Origin of the sequence: Pantoea sp. BS_8 (assembly GCF_041954965.1) — a bacterium.
GTDB lineage: Bacteria > Pseudomonadota > Gammaproteobacteria > Enterobacterales > Enterobacteriaceae > Pantoea > Pantoea stewartii.
The window spans coordinates 667,878-683,716 of the sequence record NZ_JAVAXU010000002.1 but is presented as its reverse complement, the minus strand read 5'-3'; the positions used below and the strand labels follow the sequence as shown (position 1 = coordinate 683,716).

The 15,839-nt window shown below is 53.0% G+C and carries 19 protein-coding genes; 12 read left to right on the top strand and 7 right to left on the bottom strand.

What is annotated here, in order from left to right; translation table 11 throughout:
- Positions 1 to 85 precede the first annotated feature (85 nt).
- On the top strand, positions 86 to 589 hold the full coding sequence (locus RAC65_RS08730; RefSeq protein WP_375096589.1) for a hypothetical protein: 504 nt from the start codon (positions 86 to 88) through the stop codon (positions 587 to 589).
- Between the two features lie 839 nt (positions 590 to 1,428).
- Here the strand turns inward: RAC65_RS08730 and RAC65_RS08725 are convergent.
- Positions 1,429 to 2,310, bottom strand: coding sequence for a LysR family transcriptional regulator (locus tag RAC65_RS08725; protein ID WP_375096588.1), 882 nt, complete (start codon positions 2,308 to 2,310; stop codon positions 1,429 to 1,431).
- Between the two features lie 100 nt (positions 2,311 to 2,410).
- On the opposite strand from RAC65_RS08725, the gene RAC65_RS08720 reads away from it, so the two are divergent.
- The 3 genes from RAC65_RS08720 (at position 2,411) to RAC65_RS08710 (ending at position 3,848) form a co-directional block, all read left to right on the top strand.
- Positions 2,411 to 3,193 carry an NAD(P)H-dependent oxidoreductase gene (locus RAC65_RS08720; RefSeq protein WP_375096587.1) on the top strand — a complete coding sequence of 261 codons (783 nt, stop codon included), beginning with the start codon at positions 2,411 to 2,413 and terminating at the stop codon, positions 3,191 to 3,193.
- A gap of 265 nt (positions 3,194 to 3,458) precedes the next feature.
- The gene (gene cspA / locus RAC65_RS08715; RefSeq protein WP_006118073.1) at positions 3,459 to 3,671 is read left to right on the top strand and encodes an RNA chaperone/antiterminator CspA; all 213 of its coding nucleotides are present in this window, start codon (positions 3,459 to 3,461) and stop codon (positions 3,669 to 3,671) included.
- A gap of 3 nt (positions 3,672 to 3,674) precedes the next feature.
- A complete protein-coding gene (locus RAC65_RS08710) occupies positions 3,675 to 3,848 on the top strand; it encodes a cold-shock protein (RefSeq protein WP_375096611.1) in 174 nt (57 codons plus the stop codon).
- Positions 3,849 to 3,962: 114 nt separating this feature from the next.
- Here the strand turns inward: RAC65_RS08710 and RAC65_RS08705 are convergent, their stop codons facing one another.
- Both RAC65_RS08705 and RAC65_RS08700 read right to left on the bottom strand, forming a co-directional pair.
- Positions 3,963 to 4,097 (bottom strand): hypothetical protein, encoded by a 135-nt coding sequence (locus RAC65_RS08705; RefSeq protein ID WP_255421330.1) that lies wholly within the window; start codon positions 4,095 to 4,097, stop codon positions 3,963 to 3,965.
- 58 nt (positions 4,098 to 4,155) lie between these two features.
- The gene (locus RAC65_RS08700; RefSeq protein WP_006118075.1) at positions 4,156 to 5,118 is read right to left on the bottom strand and encodes a chemotaxis protein; all 963 of its coding nucleotides are present in this window, start codon (positions 5,116 to 5,118) and stop codon (positions 4,156 to 4,158) included.
- 161 nt (positions 5,119 to 5,279) lie between these two features.
- On the opposite strand from RAC65_RS08700, the gene RAC65_RS08695 reads away from it, so the two are divergent.
- Positions 5,280 to 5,672: a YgiW/YdeI family stress tolerance OB fold protein gene (locus RAC65_RS08695; protein ID WP_006118076.1), complete on the top strand. Its 393-nt coding sequence runs from the start codon at positions 5,280 to 5,282 to the stop codon at positions 5,670 to 5,672.
- Positions 5,673 to 5,705: 33 nt separating this feature from the next.
- Here the strand turns inward: RAC65_RS08695 and dbpA are convergent, their stop codons facing one another.
- Both dbpA and RAC65_RS08685 read right to left on the bottom strand, forming a co-directional pair.
- Positions 5,706 to 7,085 (bottom strand): ATP-dependent RNA helicase DbpA, encoded by a 1,380-nt coding sequence (dbpA, locus tag RAC65_RS08690; protein ID WP_375096610.1) that lies wholly within the window; start codon positions 7,083 to 7,085, stop codon positions 5,706 to 5,708.
- 734 nt (positions 7,086 to 7,819) lie between these two features.
- Positions 7,820 to 8,680: a LysR family transcriptional regulator gene (locus tag RAC65_RS08685; protein ID WP_375096609.1), complete on the bottom strand. Its 861-nt coding sequence runs from the start codon at positions 8,678 to 8,680 to the stop codon at positions 7,820 to 7,822.
- Positions 8,681 to 8,766: 86 nt separating this feature from the next.
- On the opposite strand from RAC65_RS08685, the gene RAC65_RS08680 reads away from it, so the two are divergent.
- The 6 genes from RAC65_RS08680 to RAC65_RS08655 all read left to right on the top strand — a co-directional run bounded on the left by RAC65_RS08680 (position 8,767) and on the right by RAC65_RS08655 (position 14,530).
- Positions 8,767 to 9,930 carry a cyanate transporter gene (locus tag RAC65_RS08680; protein ID WP_375096586.1) on the top strand — a complete coding sequence of 388 codons (1,164 nt, stop codon included), beginning with the start codon at positions 8,767 to 8,769 and terminating at the stop codon, positions 9,928 to 9,930.
- Between the two features lie 219 nt (positions 9,931 to 10,149).
- The gene (gene lldP, locus RAC65_RS08675; protein WP_162286754.1) at positions 10,150 to 11,805 is read left to right on the top strand and encodes an L-lactate permease; all 1,656 of its coding nucleotides are present in this window, start codon (positions 10,150 to 10,152) and stop codon (positions 11,803 to 11,805) included.
- Complete coding sequence (gene lldR, locus RAC65_RS08670) at positions 11,802 to 12,572, top strand: transcriptional regulator LldR (RefSeq protein ID WP_033738599.1); 771 nt, start codon at positions 11,802 to 11,804, stop codon at positions 12,570 to 12,572. The genes lldP and lldR overlap by 4 nt, the downstream gene beginning before the upstream one ends.
- Complete coding sequence (gene lldD / locus RAC65_RS08665) at positions 12,572 to 13,759, top strand: FMN-dependent L-lactate dehydrogenase LldD (RefSeq protein ID WP_006118082.1); 1,188 nt, start codon at positions 12,572 to 12,574, stop codon at positions 13,757 to 13,759. Before lldR ends, lldD begins: the two co-directional genes overlap by 1 nt.
- A gap of 45 nt (positions 13,760 to 13,804) precedes the next feature.
- Positions 13,805 to 14,233: an OsmC family protein gene (locus tag RAC65_RS08660; RefSeq protein ID WP_006118083.1), complete on the top strand. Its 429-nt coding sequence runs from the start codon at positions 13,805 to 13,807 to the stop codon at positions 14,231 to 14,233.
- Positions 14,234 to 14,332: 99 nt separating this feature from the next.
- Positions 14,333 to 14,530, top strand: a complete 198-nt coding sequence (locus tag RAC65_RS08655; RefSeq protein ID WP_375096585.1) for a hypothetical protein — start codon at positions 14,333 to 14,335, stop codon at positions 14,528 to 14,530.
- A 6-nt stretch (positions 14,531 to 14,536) separates the two neighbouring features.
- Here RAC65_RS08655 and RAC65_RS08650 read toward each other — a convergent pair whose 3' ends face one another.
- Together RAC65_RS08650 and RAC65_RS08645 are read right to left on the bottom strand one after the other, a co-directional pair.
- A complete protein-coding gene (locus tag RAC65_RS08650; RefSeq protein WP_006118085.1) occupies positions 14,537 to 14,767 on the bottom strand; it encodes a hypothetical protein in 231 nt (76 codons plus the stop codon).
- 107 nt (positions 14,768 to 14,874) lie between these two features.
- Positions 14,875 to 15,045, bottom strand: coding sequence for a hypothetical protein (locus tag RAC65_RS08645; protein ID WP_006118086.1), 171 nt, complete (start codon positions 15,043 to 15,045; stop codon positions 14,875 to 14,877).
- Positions 15,046 to 15,446: 401 nt separating this feature from the next.
- On the opposite strand from RAC65_RS08645, the gene RAC65_RS08640 reads away from it, so the two are divergent.
- On the top strand, positions 15,447 to 15,755 hold the full coding sequence (locus RAC65_RS08640; RefSeq protein ID WP_006118087.1) for a PTS sugar transporter subunit IIB: 309 nt from the start codon (positions 15,447 to 15,449) through the stop codon (positions 15,753 to 15,755).
- Positions 15,756 to 15,839: the final 84 nt, after the last annotated feature.

Sequence of the window (15,839 nt, the reverse complement as noted above, 5' to 3'; positions counted from 1 at the left end):
GAAAGTTTACGGAAAAGCCAAAGATTGTGAGGCCAGTGGAGTAAAATCCGACCCGTCGCTTACTTGTATTTTACAATTGGAAAGTTTGGCAGCAAAATACAGCGCTGCTACGAATAAAGGTGCATCAACATCGGATGGCTTAACAGTTGATTCTGTCGCTAAGGTGGATACATCAGAAACTTACTTTTGTGTTGAAGGTAATGTTATAAGAACCAGTCAGAATAGAATTAGTGTTAATGCTTATGGAAGTGTAACTATCAACTCAGGATGCAGTTGGCAATTATGTGTTAGTACAAATGGTCCTAATCATGCATCATACTATCTGACTAACAAAAGATCCGATGGATCAGTAGTCGTTTTTGAGGTCGATGCTGCGCTACACAAACAAATAATGGATGCTGCAGTTCAACAAAGACTTATGCCGGGTGTCCCTAGAGACCCTAATGCACCTAAAATAGTAGATCCAAATCAAGGTAAGCCTAGTATATCGCTGGAGTTACCTAAGGTATGGGACAGACTCATAGAGCAAAACTCATCAAAAGCCCGTGTGTTAACTAAAGAGGAGTTCATCAATGAATTTGGAAAATGATTGCTAGCTTTTGTTAAGGGATCTTTTCAATGGTGGAAAATCAATCGCGGTGTTCATTATTATGTCTCTGATAATAAGGAAATTATTGCATTGATGTAAGAACGGAATACAAGGTTTATATCGATAATGGGCTTATGGAAGAGTCTTTGTATGATGAGGCAATAAAACTATTCAGAAATGGGGTACCTGTTCTTACAAAAGATAACTTTAGTGAGTATGTTTCTAAAATAATGTGGCGACATATTCAGTTGAAAATTTGAAGGTTTTTTTCACATTGGGATATTCAAGAACTCACCTATGTGATTTTTATAATTACATTGAGAGTTTTTATCAACTCTTAAAGAACCTGTTTCATATGAGTGGGATAAATTGCGAATGGGGTTGCCTGAATTTTATATCAATTTCGATAAAAATATATATCGTCATACGGATTGGGATAGAGGGTGCGAAAAGTTTGTGCCAGCAGGCTGGAATGCTCAGGCTGATAGTGATTTTGGTTTGCTAATTCCAGATAATCAGCGATATTGGTTGATTGATGGTATGAGTTTTTGGAAGCTACAGATGTAGCTTGAATCAGTCACAATGGCGGGTTTTGTTTTTTTTTGGGGGGGAGGTTTTTTATTAATAAGTGGAGCGATTTTTTGTAGGTGTAAATATTTTACTATAAGGTGAGATGTTACTTGTAAAAAACAGATGGTATTCCTAATGCCGGGGCTTCTTAAGCGTAAATGTTTAGTATGGTGATCTTAATGAAACGATTTAGTCGTCTTCATTATTCTCCAAAGTTAAATATTTTCAGATTCAGTTCTAATTCAGAACCGCTCCATTCCGACCTTCCATTAAAACCTCCCCACCACCCGTTCCCTTAACCACCTGTGCCCCAAATCCCGGTGCGATCGCGCATGCCACAGCATCACCAGCTCAAAGCCTGGAATCGCCATCGGTGGTAGCACCGTCATTAATCCCGGCATCCTCGCCGCCACTCTCTCCGGCATCAACGCCACTAAATCGCTGGTGCTCAGCACGCTGCCCATCAGCAAAAAATGAGGCACAGAGAGCACTACGTTTCGGCTTAGCCCTCTGGCTTCCAGCACCGTATCCGTCACCCCACGAAAGCCGCCGCCGTCTGGCGACACCACCACATGCTCCAGCGCGCAGAGCGCTTCGGCGGTGATAGCAGAATGCAGGGCGGGATGACCCTGACGGCCTGCCACCACATAGCGCTCCTGAAACAGTGGGCGGACATGTAATCCCTCTGGCACGCCTTCACGCAGATGAAGCACCAGATCGACCGTGCCTTTTTCTAACTGCTGTGCAATCAACGCCGGTTTCATATCCAGAATGGCAAGCCGGGTGCGCGGCGCTTCCTGACGTAAGGTATTCATCAACGGCACCAGCGCGGTCTGCGCACCATAATCCGTGGCGGCAATGCGCCAGGTGATGTCTGCCTCTGCGGGCACAAAGGGGCCCGGCTCGGCTACGACTTCATCGATCCTGGTAACCAGTTCTTCAAGCGAAAGGCGTAATCCTTCTGCTCGTGCCGTGGGACGCATACCATGAGAAACCGGAATCAGTAGCGGATCGTTAAATAAAGTACGCAGGCGTTCCAACCGGGCACTGACGGAAGGCTGGGAAAGGTTTAACCTTTCAGCGGCACGGCTGACGCTGTTTTCCTGTAGCAGGACGTTTAACGTGATCAACAAATTCAGATCGGGCTTCATGGTATCAGTCCTGTCTATAGCGACTATCCGTTCCTTTACTTTTACTGATAGCACAATCAGGCGCAGGCTACCTGTCTCTTTTATCAACACGGGATAGTTTATGAATGTGTTAATCGTTGTTGCTCACCCTGAACCCCGCTCGCTTAACGGTGCGCTGGCGCGTTTTTCCGTCAGTCATCTGCAACGGCTGGGCCATCAGGTGCGCGTTTCCGATCTCTATGCCATGAACTGGGAGGCGCGCTTATCGCCTGCCGACACACAACATCGCCAACATGTCGAACGGTTTACTCCCTCACTGGAATCCACTCAGGCTTTTGAAGGCGGCTTTCAAAGCGAAGACATCCAGCAGGAACAGGAAAAACTACTGTGGGCCGATGCGGTGATTTTGCAGTTCCCGTTATGGTGGTTTTCGATGCCCGCCATCTTGAAAGGCTGGATCGATCGTGTTTATGCCTGCGGGTTTGCCTACGGCGTAGGCGAACATTCAGATACGCACTGGGGCGATCGCTACGGTGAAGGTACGCTGGCAGGGAAGCGCGCCATGCTGGTGGTCACGATGGGCGGATGGGCGTCGCATTACAGTCCGCGCGGCATCAATGGGCATATTGATGACATTCTGTTTCCCATTCAGCATGGCATTCTGTTTTACCCCGGCTTTGACGTGCTGCCGCCGTTCACGGTTTACCGTACCGGCCGGATCGATAGCGTACGTTTTGATGCGCTGTGTCAGGAACTGAGTAAGCGGCTCGATAACCTGTTTATTACTGCACCTGTTGGCTATTATCGGCAAAACGGCGGGGATTACGCGCTCCCCGAGTTAACCTTGCGTGACGATCTGGCAGCCGGTGAGCAGGGCCACAGAATCCACATTCGCCAAGGCTGAAGGCAGAACAGGGCAGAGGCACATCGTCTGGCTTATCTGCCCTGTTTGCATCGATTTCAAAATAACCCTTGCATGCAACGCGAGGATGTGACCTAATGAATCGTCGGTTTGATTAACAGACGCTATCAAAGTAAGTATCTACAGCAGTTCTCATCTCTAAGCCTGTCGCGAGACATTCCTTCTTTTTGAGTCTTCTCTTACGTTCTGATTGAAATCTGTTCTCAGGCCATTACGCCGGAAGGCTCAATTATTTAAGGAATTAAACATGTCTAACAAAATCCGCGGTACCGTTAAATGGTTCAACGCTGAGAAAGGCTTCGGTTTTATCTCTCCTCAGGACGGCAGCAAAGATGTATTCGTACACTTCTCTGCAATCCAGGGTACTGATTTCCGTACTTTAGATGAAGGTCAACAAGTTGAATTTACAGTAGAAAATGGTGCTAAAGGCCCAGCTGCTGCAAACGTTGTTGGTCTCTAAGGACTGAAAATTACGCGTTTCAAGTGTCCTCACTGTAATGGCTCGCAGTACCGTACATCACATTTCGATGTGACAAGAGTCAACCCGCATGGAGCAAAATGCATTTTTTGCAAAACGGTCGTTGTTCAGATTAACGCGACAAGGATTGCAACTCAGAGTCAGCCACAGGCGCTCTGAAAAGGCTAAAGAGCGTTATAGCGTTGTGCATTTACCGTAATCAAAAAGGCTGCCAGTGGCAGCCTTTTTTCATTCCCTTTTCGCGAAATGTAGAAGCCGGTTTCCAGGCTGCGCTTATACCATCAGCACAAGAACGCCGGCCCAGAACGCCAGACAGGCTATCACCATTGCAATCCAGCTCAGCTGACGTAAACGCCCGCGGAACAGGGGCTTACGTACGACAGGAAGCGCTTCACTCTGCATTTTCATAGTCTCATGTATTGAACGTTAGGTGACAGCAGGGCAGGGTTGTGCTGCCCGCTACGTTTTAGCTTGCGGCTTCCAGCGCTTTGAAAATGACATCCGACAGTTCGTTTAATTCGAACTTGGCAACATAACCATCAGCCCCGACTTTGCGAACGTGATCTTCGTTAGCACTGCCCGAAAGTGAGGAGTGGATCACGACGGGAATATGACGCAACGTGGTGTCGCGCTTGATATTGCGCGTGAGCGTAAAGCCGTCCATTTCCGGCATTTCCAGGTCGGTTAACACCAGCGCGATCTTGTCGTGAATGGATTCACCCTGCGACTGAGCCTGCTGGTGGATCGCTTTGATTTTTTCCCACGCTTCCAGGCCGGTGTTACACATGACGGCAGGAATGCCCATGCTCTTCAGGCCCTGCTCCAGCAACTGGCGGGCAACTTTGGAGTCTTCAGCCACAATCGCGACGGAACCGGGCTTCATTTTATACTGACGCTCTTTCGGCGCTTCAGGCTCCACGCCACGAACGGACGGGATGATGTCATAGAGAATCTGTTCGACATCCAGCACCATGGCCAGATTGCTTTTTTGTTCGTCGTCATCCAGGCACGCGATACTGGTGATGTTACGTCCACCGATACCGGCTTCAGCGGTATGAACCTGGCTCCAGTTAAGACGCACGATGTTTTCAACGGATTCGACGGCAAACGCCTGCGTATTACGCGCGTATTCGGTCACCAGCAGCAGGTTCAGGCCCGTTTCAGGCACGCAACCGGCTACCGCAGGCAGGTCAATAACAGGAATAAACTGTCCACGAATGCTCGCCATGCCCAGCAACGGCGAACGCATGCCCGCAGCTTTCGTAATCGGCGGCATCGGAACAATTTCACGCAGTTTAAATACGTTTATCCCAAACAGCTCTGATTTACCTTTTAACTGGTCAGAGCCAAGGCGAAACAGCAGCAGCTCAAACTTATTCGATAAGGCGAGATTCGCTCTCTCATCGATCTCTTTCTGAAAATTATCCATCGTTGCCTCAGCGTCAGCGCAGCAGGTGAAAAAGGGTGTGATGAAGTTATCGGCAGCCTTCGGAAAAAGGTGAGAGGGGAAAACGCACGTTAAGAGATTATTGTGCCAGGCTTAACAGTGAGAACGCAGCATGGATACTTTTCCCTATAAAGGAGTAAGCGATGAAAAAATTAGTACTGGCGACCTTACTGGCGGTAGCGACCACAGGGGCTTACGCGGAAGAAGGTGGCTTCAAGGCAGGTGATACGCCGCCGCCACAGCATAAACAGGATGCAGGCTACAAAGGGTCAGAAGACACAGGACAGACGCACATCGATCAGATTCGTGACTTTCGGCAGGGCGGTTACGTCACGCTGGAAGGTTATATCGTAAAAAAAGTCGCGGACAATAATTATCAGTTTCGTGACAGCACCGGCACTTTAACCATTATTGCGCCGAAGAAAACGTTCGATGGCAAAACCTATTCCGCTGACGACAAAGTTCGCGTCAGTGGTAAAGTGCACGGGAAAGGTGACAAAACCACGCTGCACGTTATGCGGATCGATGAGCCATAATCGGCAGGGCGAGAATGATTCTCGCCCTTTCTTTTAGTCTTTCAGCAGTACAGCCCGGCAGGTTTTGCCTTTGATTTTGCCCTGCTTAAGTTTGACCAGCGCAGATTTTGCCTGAGCCGCTTCAATCGCTACATAAGCGTGCGTCGGGGTGAGATCAATCTTACCGATCTGATCGGCGCGATAGCCTGCTTCTCCTGTCAGCGCACCCAGAATATCGCCGGGCCGAATCTTGGCTTTACGCCCACCATCAATGCAAATCGTCATCATGGCTGCCGGCAACGGTTTACTGCTTTTCCTGAGCGCACTGGCGGCAACCCATGGCAGCTTCTGCTGCAGGAAATCTTCTAACGCATGCGCGCGCGCCATTTCATCGGCCGCGACAAAACTTACGGCAGCGCCTTCTTCGCCCGCCCGCGCGGTACGGCCGATACGATGCAGATGCACTTCGGGATCCCACGCCAGCTGGTAGTTCACCACCAGCGACAGCGACTTGATGTCCAGGCCGCGGGCCGCGACGTCCGTCGCCACCAGCACGCGACCACTGCCGTTAGCAAACCGGATCAGCATACGTTCGCGATCGCGTTGTTCGAGATCGCCATGCAGGGGCAGGGCGCTGATATCGCGGGCGTTAAGCGCGGCGGCAATATCATCACATTCGCGTTTGGTGTTGCAGAACACCACACAGGACGATGGCTGGCGTTCGCTGAGCAGGCTAATCAGCAGCGACAATTTTTCGCCGTGCGTCGCTTCAATAAATTGTTGTTCGATGGCCGGCAGTTCGCTGACCTCTTCCGTCACGACGCTCAGCGCATCACGTTGAAAGCGCTGGCTCAGTGTTGCAATGCCGTCTGGCCAGGTGGCAGAGAACAGCAGCGTCTGACGCGCGGCGGGCGTGGCGGCGATAATGGTTTCCATATCGTCACGAAAGCCCATTTCCAGCATCCGATCGGCTTCGTCCAGCACCAGCGTGCGCAGATTGTCGAGCTGCAGCGTTTCGCGCTTGAGATGGTCAAGAATACGGCCCGGCGTACCGACCACAATCTGCGGCGGATGCACCAGCGAATCGCGCTGCGCACTCATGGGCTGGCCGCCGCATAAGGTCAGAATTTTGATATTGCGCGTGAAGCGCGCTAACTGCCGCAGAACGTTGCTGACCTGATCGGCCAGTTCTCGCGTCGGACATAAAATCAGCGCCTGAGTCTGAAAACGCGCACTGTCGATATGATGCAACAGGCCAATACCAAATGCGGCCGTTTTGCCGCTGCCGGTTTTTGCCTGCGCACGAACGTCGCGTCCGGCTAAGATAGCGGGCAGCGAGGCGGCCTGAACCGGCGTCATGCTGGTATAGCCCATCTCGCGCAGGTTATCGAGCTGACTATCGGGAAGAGAATTAAGCGAGGAAAAAGCGGTCACGGGTGCGGCCTCTGCGGCTGTAAGTTGGGGCATCATTGCGAGCGCAAGTCTGTCAGAAAGCGTACACAACAGCAATGTTAACCTGCAAACCCTGCGCCGGGCGGCGCTTTTATCTAAGAATAAACTGAAGATGAAAAAGATTAGTTGGGAAATTTTAATCAATTAAAACGTCAAATGTGAAACCGCTTACATGGACTAAGCCATTAAGATTAAGAATGTTTTTTCTAATATTTTCTTTGTAATACACAATTTAAAGTTAATCAGATTATTCCGCATTTGCGACGGAATTAACGCATTAATAATGCAAAAGTATCGCCAGAAGAGAAGATGAAAACGACTTGTAAACGCCTTTATATTGAGGAGGATACATCGATATCACTACTGGCAGAGGATTTTTTCATTGAATAATATCCCGCAGATCTTGCATGAAGACGTACTTAAAATCGTAGGTCGTGCAGTCCTGACATTGCATCTCTATGGGGAAAGCTTATCGGCAGATAAAGTGGCCTCTATGATTGGATGTTATGCCGAAGACGATCCGGTGGCTTCTGATGGCGCCCATCTCTATACGCTTGCGATGGCGTTAATGTCACAGACGAGGGAGGCTCGGGTTTAGCGTCGCCTTCATTCGGCTGTCCGCGCCCCATGCCAGCTCTCTGACAGGGGGCGCGTCCGCATCTGCACGCGGTTTCTGGTTTTACAGCGTCCTTTACCACTGCCTGTCAGTGAAAAACTCACTGCCAGTGCAGATCGGCAAATGTCACCAGTGCCTCTGCCAGCTGGCGCTGAAGCGCGTCATTCGGCTGGCGACAGAACAGCGCCAGCTCAAAAGTGTCAATCACCGGCAAGCCCTGCTGGTCGCCCAGCACACGGTGTGCAGGCAGACGACAGCTGGCAGGCAACAGCGTAACGCCCAGGCCCTGGGCACTGGCGGCAGACAGGGCCACAAGGCTGGCACTGCTGTAACCGATGCGCCAGCTGCGGCCCAGCCCATCCAGCGTCTGGCAGATCTCCTCGCGATAAAGTCCCTGTTGAGGAAACAGGACCAGCGGCACCGGCGAATGCTCAAAGCAGGGATATGCGGCGCTGTCCAGCCATAACAGCGGCTCGGGTCGGGAAGCCAGCGGGCGTTCACCGTAAGGTTGCTTAATCAGCATGATATCCAGTTCCTCCCGCTGCCAGGCCCGACGTAGTTCTACCTGCATCCCGCTCATCACATCCAGCCGCATATGGGGATGTTCGCGACTGAACTGCGCCAGCAGGGCAGCCGTGGGGGCCGCAAAATCTTCCGGAACGCCAAGCCGCAGCACACCATCGCGCCACTTATCGCTCAACACATCGAGTGCTTCGCCATTCAGGGCAATGATACGGCGGGCATAACCCAGCAGCTTCTCGCCTTCCTCCGTGACGGTTACCTGATGTGATGAGCGGGCCAGCAGGGCTTTTCCCACCCTCTCTTCCAGTCGCCGCACCTGCTGGCTCACTGTTGATTGCGACAGGTGCACGCGATCGGCGGCACGGGTGAAGCTGGCGGTTTCGCAGACCGCAACAAAGCTCAGAAGCTGCTGGGGCGTGAACATAGGCTGGCGATTCATTTTTCCACTGCCTGTCATGATGATATTCCATTTCCAAATAGTAACCACAGCTGTCAGGCTGACAAGGTTTACTTCCAGGATGGCCCATGAAAAAAGAGAATATTGTGATCGTTACCGCCCTGGTGCTGGCGGGACTGAATATGCGTCCACTGATGACCTCCGTCAGTCCGTTGCTGGATCAGTTACGCGAAAGCATTGGACTCTCCGCCTTGGCAGCGTCACTGCTGCCTGCGATTCCCATGATGATGATGGGAGCGATAGCGTTAATCAGCGCACCACTTATGCAGCGTGTTCAACTGCGCGGACTGCTGTGTGGCGGACTGGCGTTGTTAGTGTTGGCGCTCCTCAGCCGCCTTTTTGTGGCGCAAGGCGAATCGCTGGTAGGGAGCACGCTACCGGGCGGCATTGGTATCGGGATAGTGCAAATGGCGATGCCGGGCTTTATCCGCCAACGCTTTCCACAACGCAGTGCGATGATGACCGGGCTGTGGTCTGCGGCCCTGATGGGCGGGGGCGGACTGGGTGCCGCATTAACACCGTGGTTAAGTGCTCACCTGAGCTGGCAGATGGCCCTCAGCAGTTGGGCCGTGCCTGCGCTGCTGGCCATCCTGCTTTGGGCGTGGATGCCCGGGGTGACGTCGCCAGCGCGCGCGTCGGTCGTGATGCCTTCACTATGGCGCAACGCGCGCGCCTGGATGCTGGCGCTCAGCTTTGGTTTAGTGAATGGCGGTTATGCCATTTGCGTAGCATGGTTGCCTGATTTCTACCATCAACTCGGCTGGAGCGCACAGGCGGGCGGAAGCCTGTTGGGCGTGATGATTACCTGCCAGGTCGCCGGGGCGATGGTGTTTCCGCTGTCGACGCGCGGCCCGGATCGACGGCCGCTGTTGCTGTTAACGCTGATTTTTCAGCTAAGCGGTATGCTTGGCCTCCTGTTTGCACCGCTTTACCATCCATGGCTGTGGGTGGGAATGGCGGGCGTGGGTCTGGGTGGTGCTTTTCCCCTGGCGCTGGTGCTGGCGCTGGACCATCTGGCGCATCCGCAGGCGGGCGGGCGACTGGTGGCGTTCATGCAAGGGATTGGCTTTATTATTGCCGGCAGTATGCCCTTTATCGCCGGTCAGTTGCATGCACTGACCGGGGATTTCTCCACGATCTGGTGGCTCCAGTGCGGCGTTACGATTGGACTGGTCGGGTTAAATCTGCGTTTTCATCCGCAAAGTTACAAATACGCCTTTACACAACCGTGATTGGTCCGACCAAAACAGCTAAACCTTTTCAGTGGTTCACATAACGTTAAAATTAAAGCCGTAACTGTTGCCTTGGGTTAACAGCGGGTTAAGTATCTGTAACGGATAAGCCCCAACTGGCAAAATTGGTAGGACCAATAAGCAGAGCGGGCGTGACAGATGCGCCCTGTGTTTATGCCCGTCGCGCATCGCTCTCATCACCTTTCTGGAGATAACGGCATGCAGGTCTGGCAGCAAAATTATGATCCGCTCAATAACATCTGGCTCTCCAGCCTGATTGCGTTACTGCCTGTTCTGTTCTTCTTTTTTGCGTTGATTAAGCTAAAGATGAAAGGCCATCAGGCTGCCACCATCACTGTCATGCTGTCGCTGGGAGTTGCGCTGCTGCTGTATCATATGCCGTGGCAGCAGGCGCTGGCCTCAGCGGCCTACGGCTTCCTGTACGGCCTGTGGCCCATTGCCTGGATTATCGTGGCCGCGGTCTTTGTCTATAAAATCTCGGTCAGGACCGGGCAGTTCGATATCATTCGCGCGTCCATCTTGTCGATCACGCCGGATCAGCGCTTACAGATGCTGATTGTCGGTTTTTCCTTTGGTGCCTTTTTAGAGGGCGCGGCAGGTTTTGGTGCGCCGGTGGCGATCACGGCTGCGTTGCTGGTAGGGCTGGGTTTTAATCCGCTTTATGCCGCAGGGTTATGCCTGATCGTGAATACCGCGCCGGTGGCGTTTGGTGCGATGGGTATTCCCATTATTGTCGCCGGGCAGGTTACCGGTCTGGACAGCTTTGCCATCGGTCAGATGGCCGGACGCCAGCTGCCTTTTTTAACCGTCATCGTGCTGTTCTGGATCATGGCGATCATGGATGGCTGGCGCGGGGTGAAAGAAACCTGGCCGGCGGTGATGGTTGCGGGTGGGTCGTTCGCGATAGCCCAATTCCTGAGTTCAAATTTCCTGGGCCCGGCGTTACCCGATATTATCTCTTCGCTGGCATCACTGGTTTCCCTGACTCTGTTTCTGCGCGTCTGGCAGCCAGTTCGCATCTTTCGCTTCAGCGATGCCGAAAATCAGACGGCGACGCAACCCGCACGTCAGCAGACGTATACGACAAAGCAGGTCATTCGCGCCTGGATGCCCTTCCTGTTTCTCACCGCAACGGTAACGCTGTGGAGTATCCCGCCCTTTAAAGCGCTGTTTGCCAAAGGGGGTGCACTGGCCAACTGGGTGATGAGCATTCCCGTCCCTGGCCTGCATGACTGGATTACCCGGATACCGCCGGTTGTGGCACAGCCCAGCGCCTGGCCCGCCATTTTTAAACTGGATCTGCTGTCTGCAACCGGCACTGCCATTCTGATTGCGGCAATTGTGGCGATTATCTTTCTGAAAATGAAACCCAGAGCGGCAGTCGGGACATTTGTCGAAACACTGAAATCCCTGATATTGCCCATCTACTCCATTGGTATGGTGCTGGCCTTTGCCTTTATCTCGAACTACTCGGGTTTATCAGCCACGCTGGCGCTGGCCTTGGCGCACACGGGCCATGCCTTTACCTTTTTCTCCCCCTTTCTGGGCTGGCTTGGCGTGTTTCTTACCGGTTCGGATACCTCCTCCAACGCGCTGTTCGCTGCGTTGCAGGCCACCACGGCGCAGCAGATTGGCGTTTCCGATATCCTGCTGGTGGCAGCGAATACCACGGGTGGCGTCACCGGTAAAATGATCTCTCCCCAGTCGATCGCTATTGCCTGTGCAGCGGTCAGTCTGGTCGGCAAAGAGTCCGATCTGTTCCGCTTCACCGTAAAGCACAGCCTGATCTTTACCGGCCTGGTTGGGGTAATGACCACGCTGCAGGCTTACGTTTTTCCCTGGATGATCCCATGACACCAAACGATCCTTTACCGATGCGGCTTAAGCACTATATCCGCGATCATCAGCTTGAGCCGGGCATGCGTTTGCCCGCCGAGCGTCAGCTGGCGGCCGCGCTGGGCGTTTCCCGTTCGTCGCTGCGTGAAGCTATTCAGCAACTGATCAGCAGCGGCGTTTTGATGAGTCGGCGCGGTGACGGTACCTGGCTGCGTCAGCCGCAGGAGCCCTGGTCTGAGCAGCGCATCGTCGAGCCCATTCGTCAGCTTCTCGCCAACGATCCGGACTACCGTTACGACATTCTTGAAGCGCGCCATGCGATAGAGGGAAGCACGGCCTGGCATGCGGCGCTACGGGCTACCGAGTCAGATAAAGAGCGTCTGCGGTACGCCTTTGATGCCACGCTGGCGATGAAAGAGAGTGACGATCCCCATCTGGCCGGGCAGGCCGATCTGCGCTTTCATCTGGCCATCGCAGAAGCCTCACATAACATCGTGCTGCTGCAAACCATGCGGGGGTTATTCGATTTACTGCACTCGTCCATGCTGCACAGTCGTAAGCTGATGTACATCAGACCCGTGATTTTTGACCGCCTGACCGATCAGCACCGGGCGATGCTCGACGCGATTTTACTGGGCGATGCCGAGGCTGCCCGGTCAGCCGCCATGGATCATCTGGGTTTTGTTCACACCACGATGAAAACACTTGATGAAGACGAAGCCAGGCAGGCGCGAATTACGCGTTTGCCGGGTCATGACCTGCACAATCACAAGGAAAACCGCTGATGATCATCTCTGCCGCCAGTGACTATCGCGCCGCCGCGCAGCGCATTTTACCGCCTTTTCTGTTTCATTATCTGGATGGCGGTGCCTATGCAGAGCATACGCTACGGCGGAATGTTGCCGATCTGTCAGACGTGGCGCTGCGCCAGCGCATTCTCCGGAATATGTCGGCGCTCAGCCTGGAAACCACGCTGTTCAGTGAAACGCTGTCCATGCCCGTCGCGCTGGCACCGGTTGGGCTGTGTGGCATGTACGCGCGTCGTGGGGAAGTGCAGGCCGCGCGCGCTGCGGCGGGCAAAGGGATTCCGTTTACCTTATCGACCGTCTCCGTTTGCCCGATTGAGGAAGTGGCACCGCAAATCAGTCGGCCCATGTGGTTTCAGCTGTATGTGCTGCGCGATCGCGGCTTTATGCGTAACGCCCTGGAGCGGGCGAAAGCGGCGGGCTGCACCACGTTAGTGTTTACCGTTGATATGCCAACGCCGGGCGCACGCTATCGCGATGCGCACTCGGGCATGAGCGGCAAGCACGCGGCCCTGCGCCGCTACTGGCAGGCTGTCACGCACCCACGCTGGGCACTGGATGTTGGGCTACAGGGCCGACCACACGATCTGGGCAATATTTCCACCTATCTGGGCAAACCGACCGGGCTGGAAGACTATATTGGCTGGCTGGCAAAGAATTTCGATCCGTCGATTTCCTGGAAAGATCTGGAATGGATCCGTGAGTTCTGGGACGGGCCAATGGTGATTAAAGGCATTCTGGATCCGGAAGATGCCCGCGATGCGGTGCGGTTTGGTGCCGATGGCATTGTGGTCTCAAACCATGGCGGACGCCAGCTGGACGGCGTGTTGTCTTCGGCTCGTGCCTTACCGGCCATCGCGGATGCGGTGAAGGGGGATATGACGATTCTTGCCGACAGCGGCATCCGTAATGGGCTTGATGTGGTGCGCATGATTGCGTTGGGCGCAGATACTGTTCTGCTGGGACGGGCCTTTGTTTACGCGCTGGCCACACATGGCCAACGTGGCGTCGAACATCTGCTGACGCTGATTGAAAACGAAATGAAAGTCGCGATGACCTTAACAGGCGCGAAGTGTATAGCCGATATCAACCAGACGTCGCTGGTGCAGGCGAATGCGTTGCTGGGCGAAGTGGCCCTGCATCCGGCCTCATGCCCGGCAAACTGAGCGACGTTGTCTATACTTACCTTCTTTACCAACAGGAGGAATGATATGACCATTCATAAGAAAGGTTCGGCGCATTGGGAAGGCGATATCAAAGGCAAAGGCACAGTCAGCACAGAAAGTGGTGTACTGAACCAGCAACCTTACGGCTTTAACACCCGTTTCGAAGGGCAGAAAGGCACCAATCCGGAAGAGCTTATCGGCGCAGCACATGCCGCCTGTTTTTCAATGGCACTGTCGCTCATGTTAGGTAACGCAGGCCATAAGCCTGAAAGCATTGATACCAGTGCCGATGTGTCGCTGGACAAAAAAGGTGAAGGCTTCGCGATTACGAAAGTGGCGCTGACCAGCACCATCTCGCTGCCGGGCATTGATAACGACACCTTTGATGAAATCATCAATAAAGCTAAAGCCGGCTGTCCGGTTTCGCAGGTGCTTAATGCAGAGATCACACTCGATTACACGCTGAACAACTGATTGCGTACCTGAGTCGCCTTCTGGCGGCTCTAGCGGTAATCTTGCAGCATCCGGATGCGCCTCAGGGCGCATTTTCGCTTTTTTCAGAGGGACACTGAAATGGCAAAAAAGACGGAAAAGGGGGCGGGTTTTGCTGAGCATGGGTGGCGGACTGCTGCTGATCCACAGGGCCGCAATGCTATGGGGCTGAAATCCTGGCTGTCGCGCCACAAACTCGGCGTGTTGCTGATGGTGGTACTGCTGCTGGAGGTAATCTGTTTCCTTCTTACCGCCTCGTGGCTGCCATGGAATGCCTGACAGCAATCAGGCGTAAATCTCTTCACTCCGCTTCACACGTACATCCGTGCGCGCAATACGGTACGCCTTGCCGGGATCGCCCGCGACAAACTCAAACGTAGGTGAGTAGTAAAACGGCAGCCAGCCACCGTATCCGCTTTCCCATTCCCAGCGAACCGGACAGGGCCACAGAATGCCTTCATACAAAATGTAATAAACCCAACGCCCGGTAGGACGGCGGGGACGACTACTTTTCATGGGATTCACGACTGTGTTGGTGTAGAACAGCTTATATTTTGAACGTTAAGCGGCAACCTTGCAATGTCATCGGCTACTTTTTGTGCCATTCGCCCTGTACCGCTTTCTTAACGATGCACTTCGCCACATATCAGCACGACGTTAGGACGCACTTTATGGATACGATTTGCCATGACTTCACAGGCGGTTTTAGTCGGATAAATGCGTTCTGATACCGGTAAAGCTTCACAGGCATCGTGTCCACACGCGCTGACCAATAACACAAAACCAATTAACATAACCGACTCCTTATCCCGGTCCGCGTACTGCGAGAAGGGTGAGTGTTCCTTTATATATCACCAGTATAGCTAATTGCCGCCGGACGCCCGTGTTACGGCAGTCGGTATCGGATTGCTCTGAGCAATTATACGCGTTACCCGCTTATCAGGCAGTGAATTCTTACCCATCACTGCGATGGACAGCGCCGACGATATGGCTGAGTGAACCGCTGTTTTATTGCCTCAGCATGACGAGAAACGGGCTTCCTGATAAGGCTTATCCAGGTGTTTATTCGCCCCGAATCTCTTTAATGCTCGCGTTTTGATATTTCTCACACTTCTGATACGCAAATCTGAAACCGGTTGCAGAAAATTTTCACCCTGTGTATTCGTTAATCATTCACCACAAAGAGGAATACACCATGACGAAGATTTTACTGTGCTGTGCTGCGGGTATGTCCACCAGTATGGTGGTACAGAAAATGGAAAAGGCGGCGCAACAGCAAGGGCTGGACGTCGAGATAAAAGCTGTGGGGATTGAAGAGTTTAGAGACGATATCGCCGATTACGACTGCTGCCTGCTCGGGCCACAAATCAAATACAAGCTGGCCGATTTTCAACCGATCGCCCAGCAATACAGCAAGCCGGTTGCGGTCATCAACAGTATGGATTACGGCATGATGAATGGTGAAAAAATATTAAGCGACGCACTAAAGCTTATTCATACCTGACACCAGGGAGGTCCGGGATATATCACGCGAAACCCGCACTGCGTCAGGCAGGTTATTCTCTTTTGCCTCAGCAAGGAGTCAGGC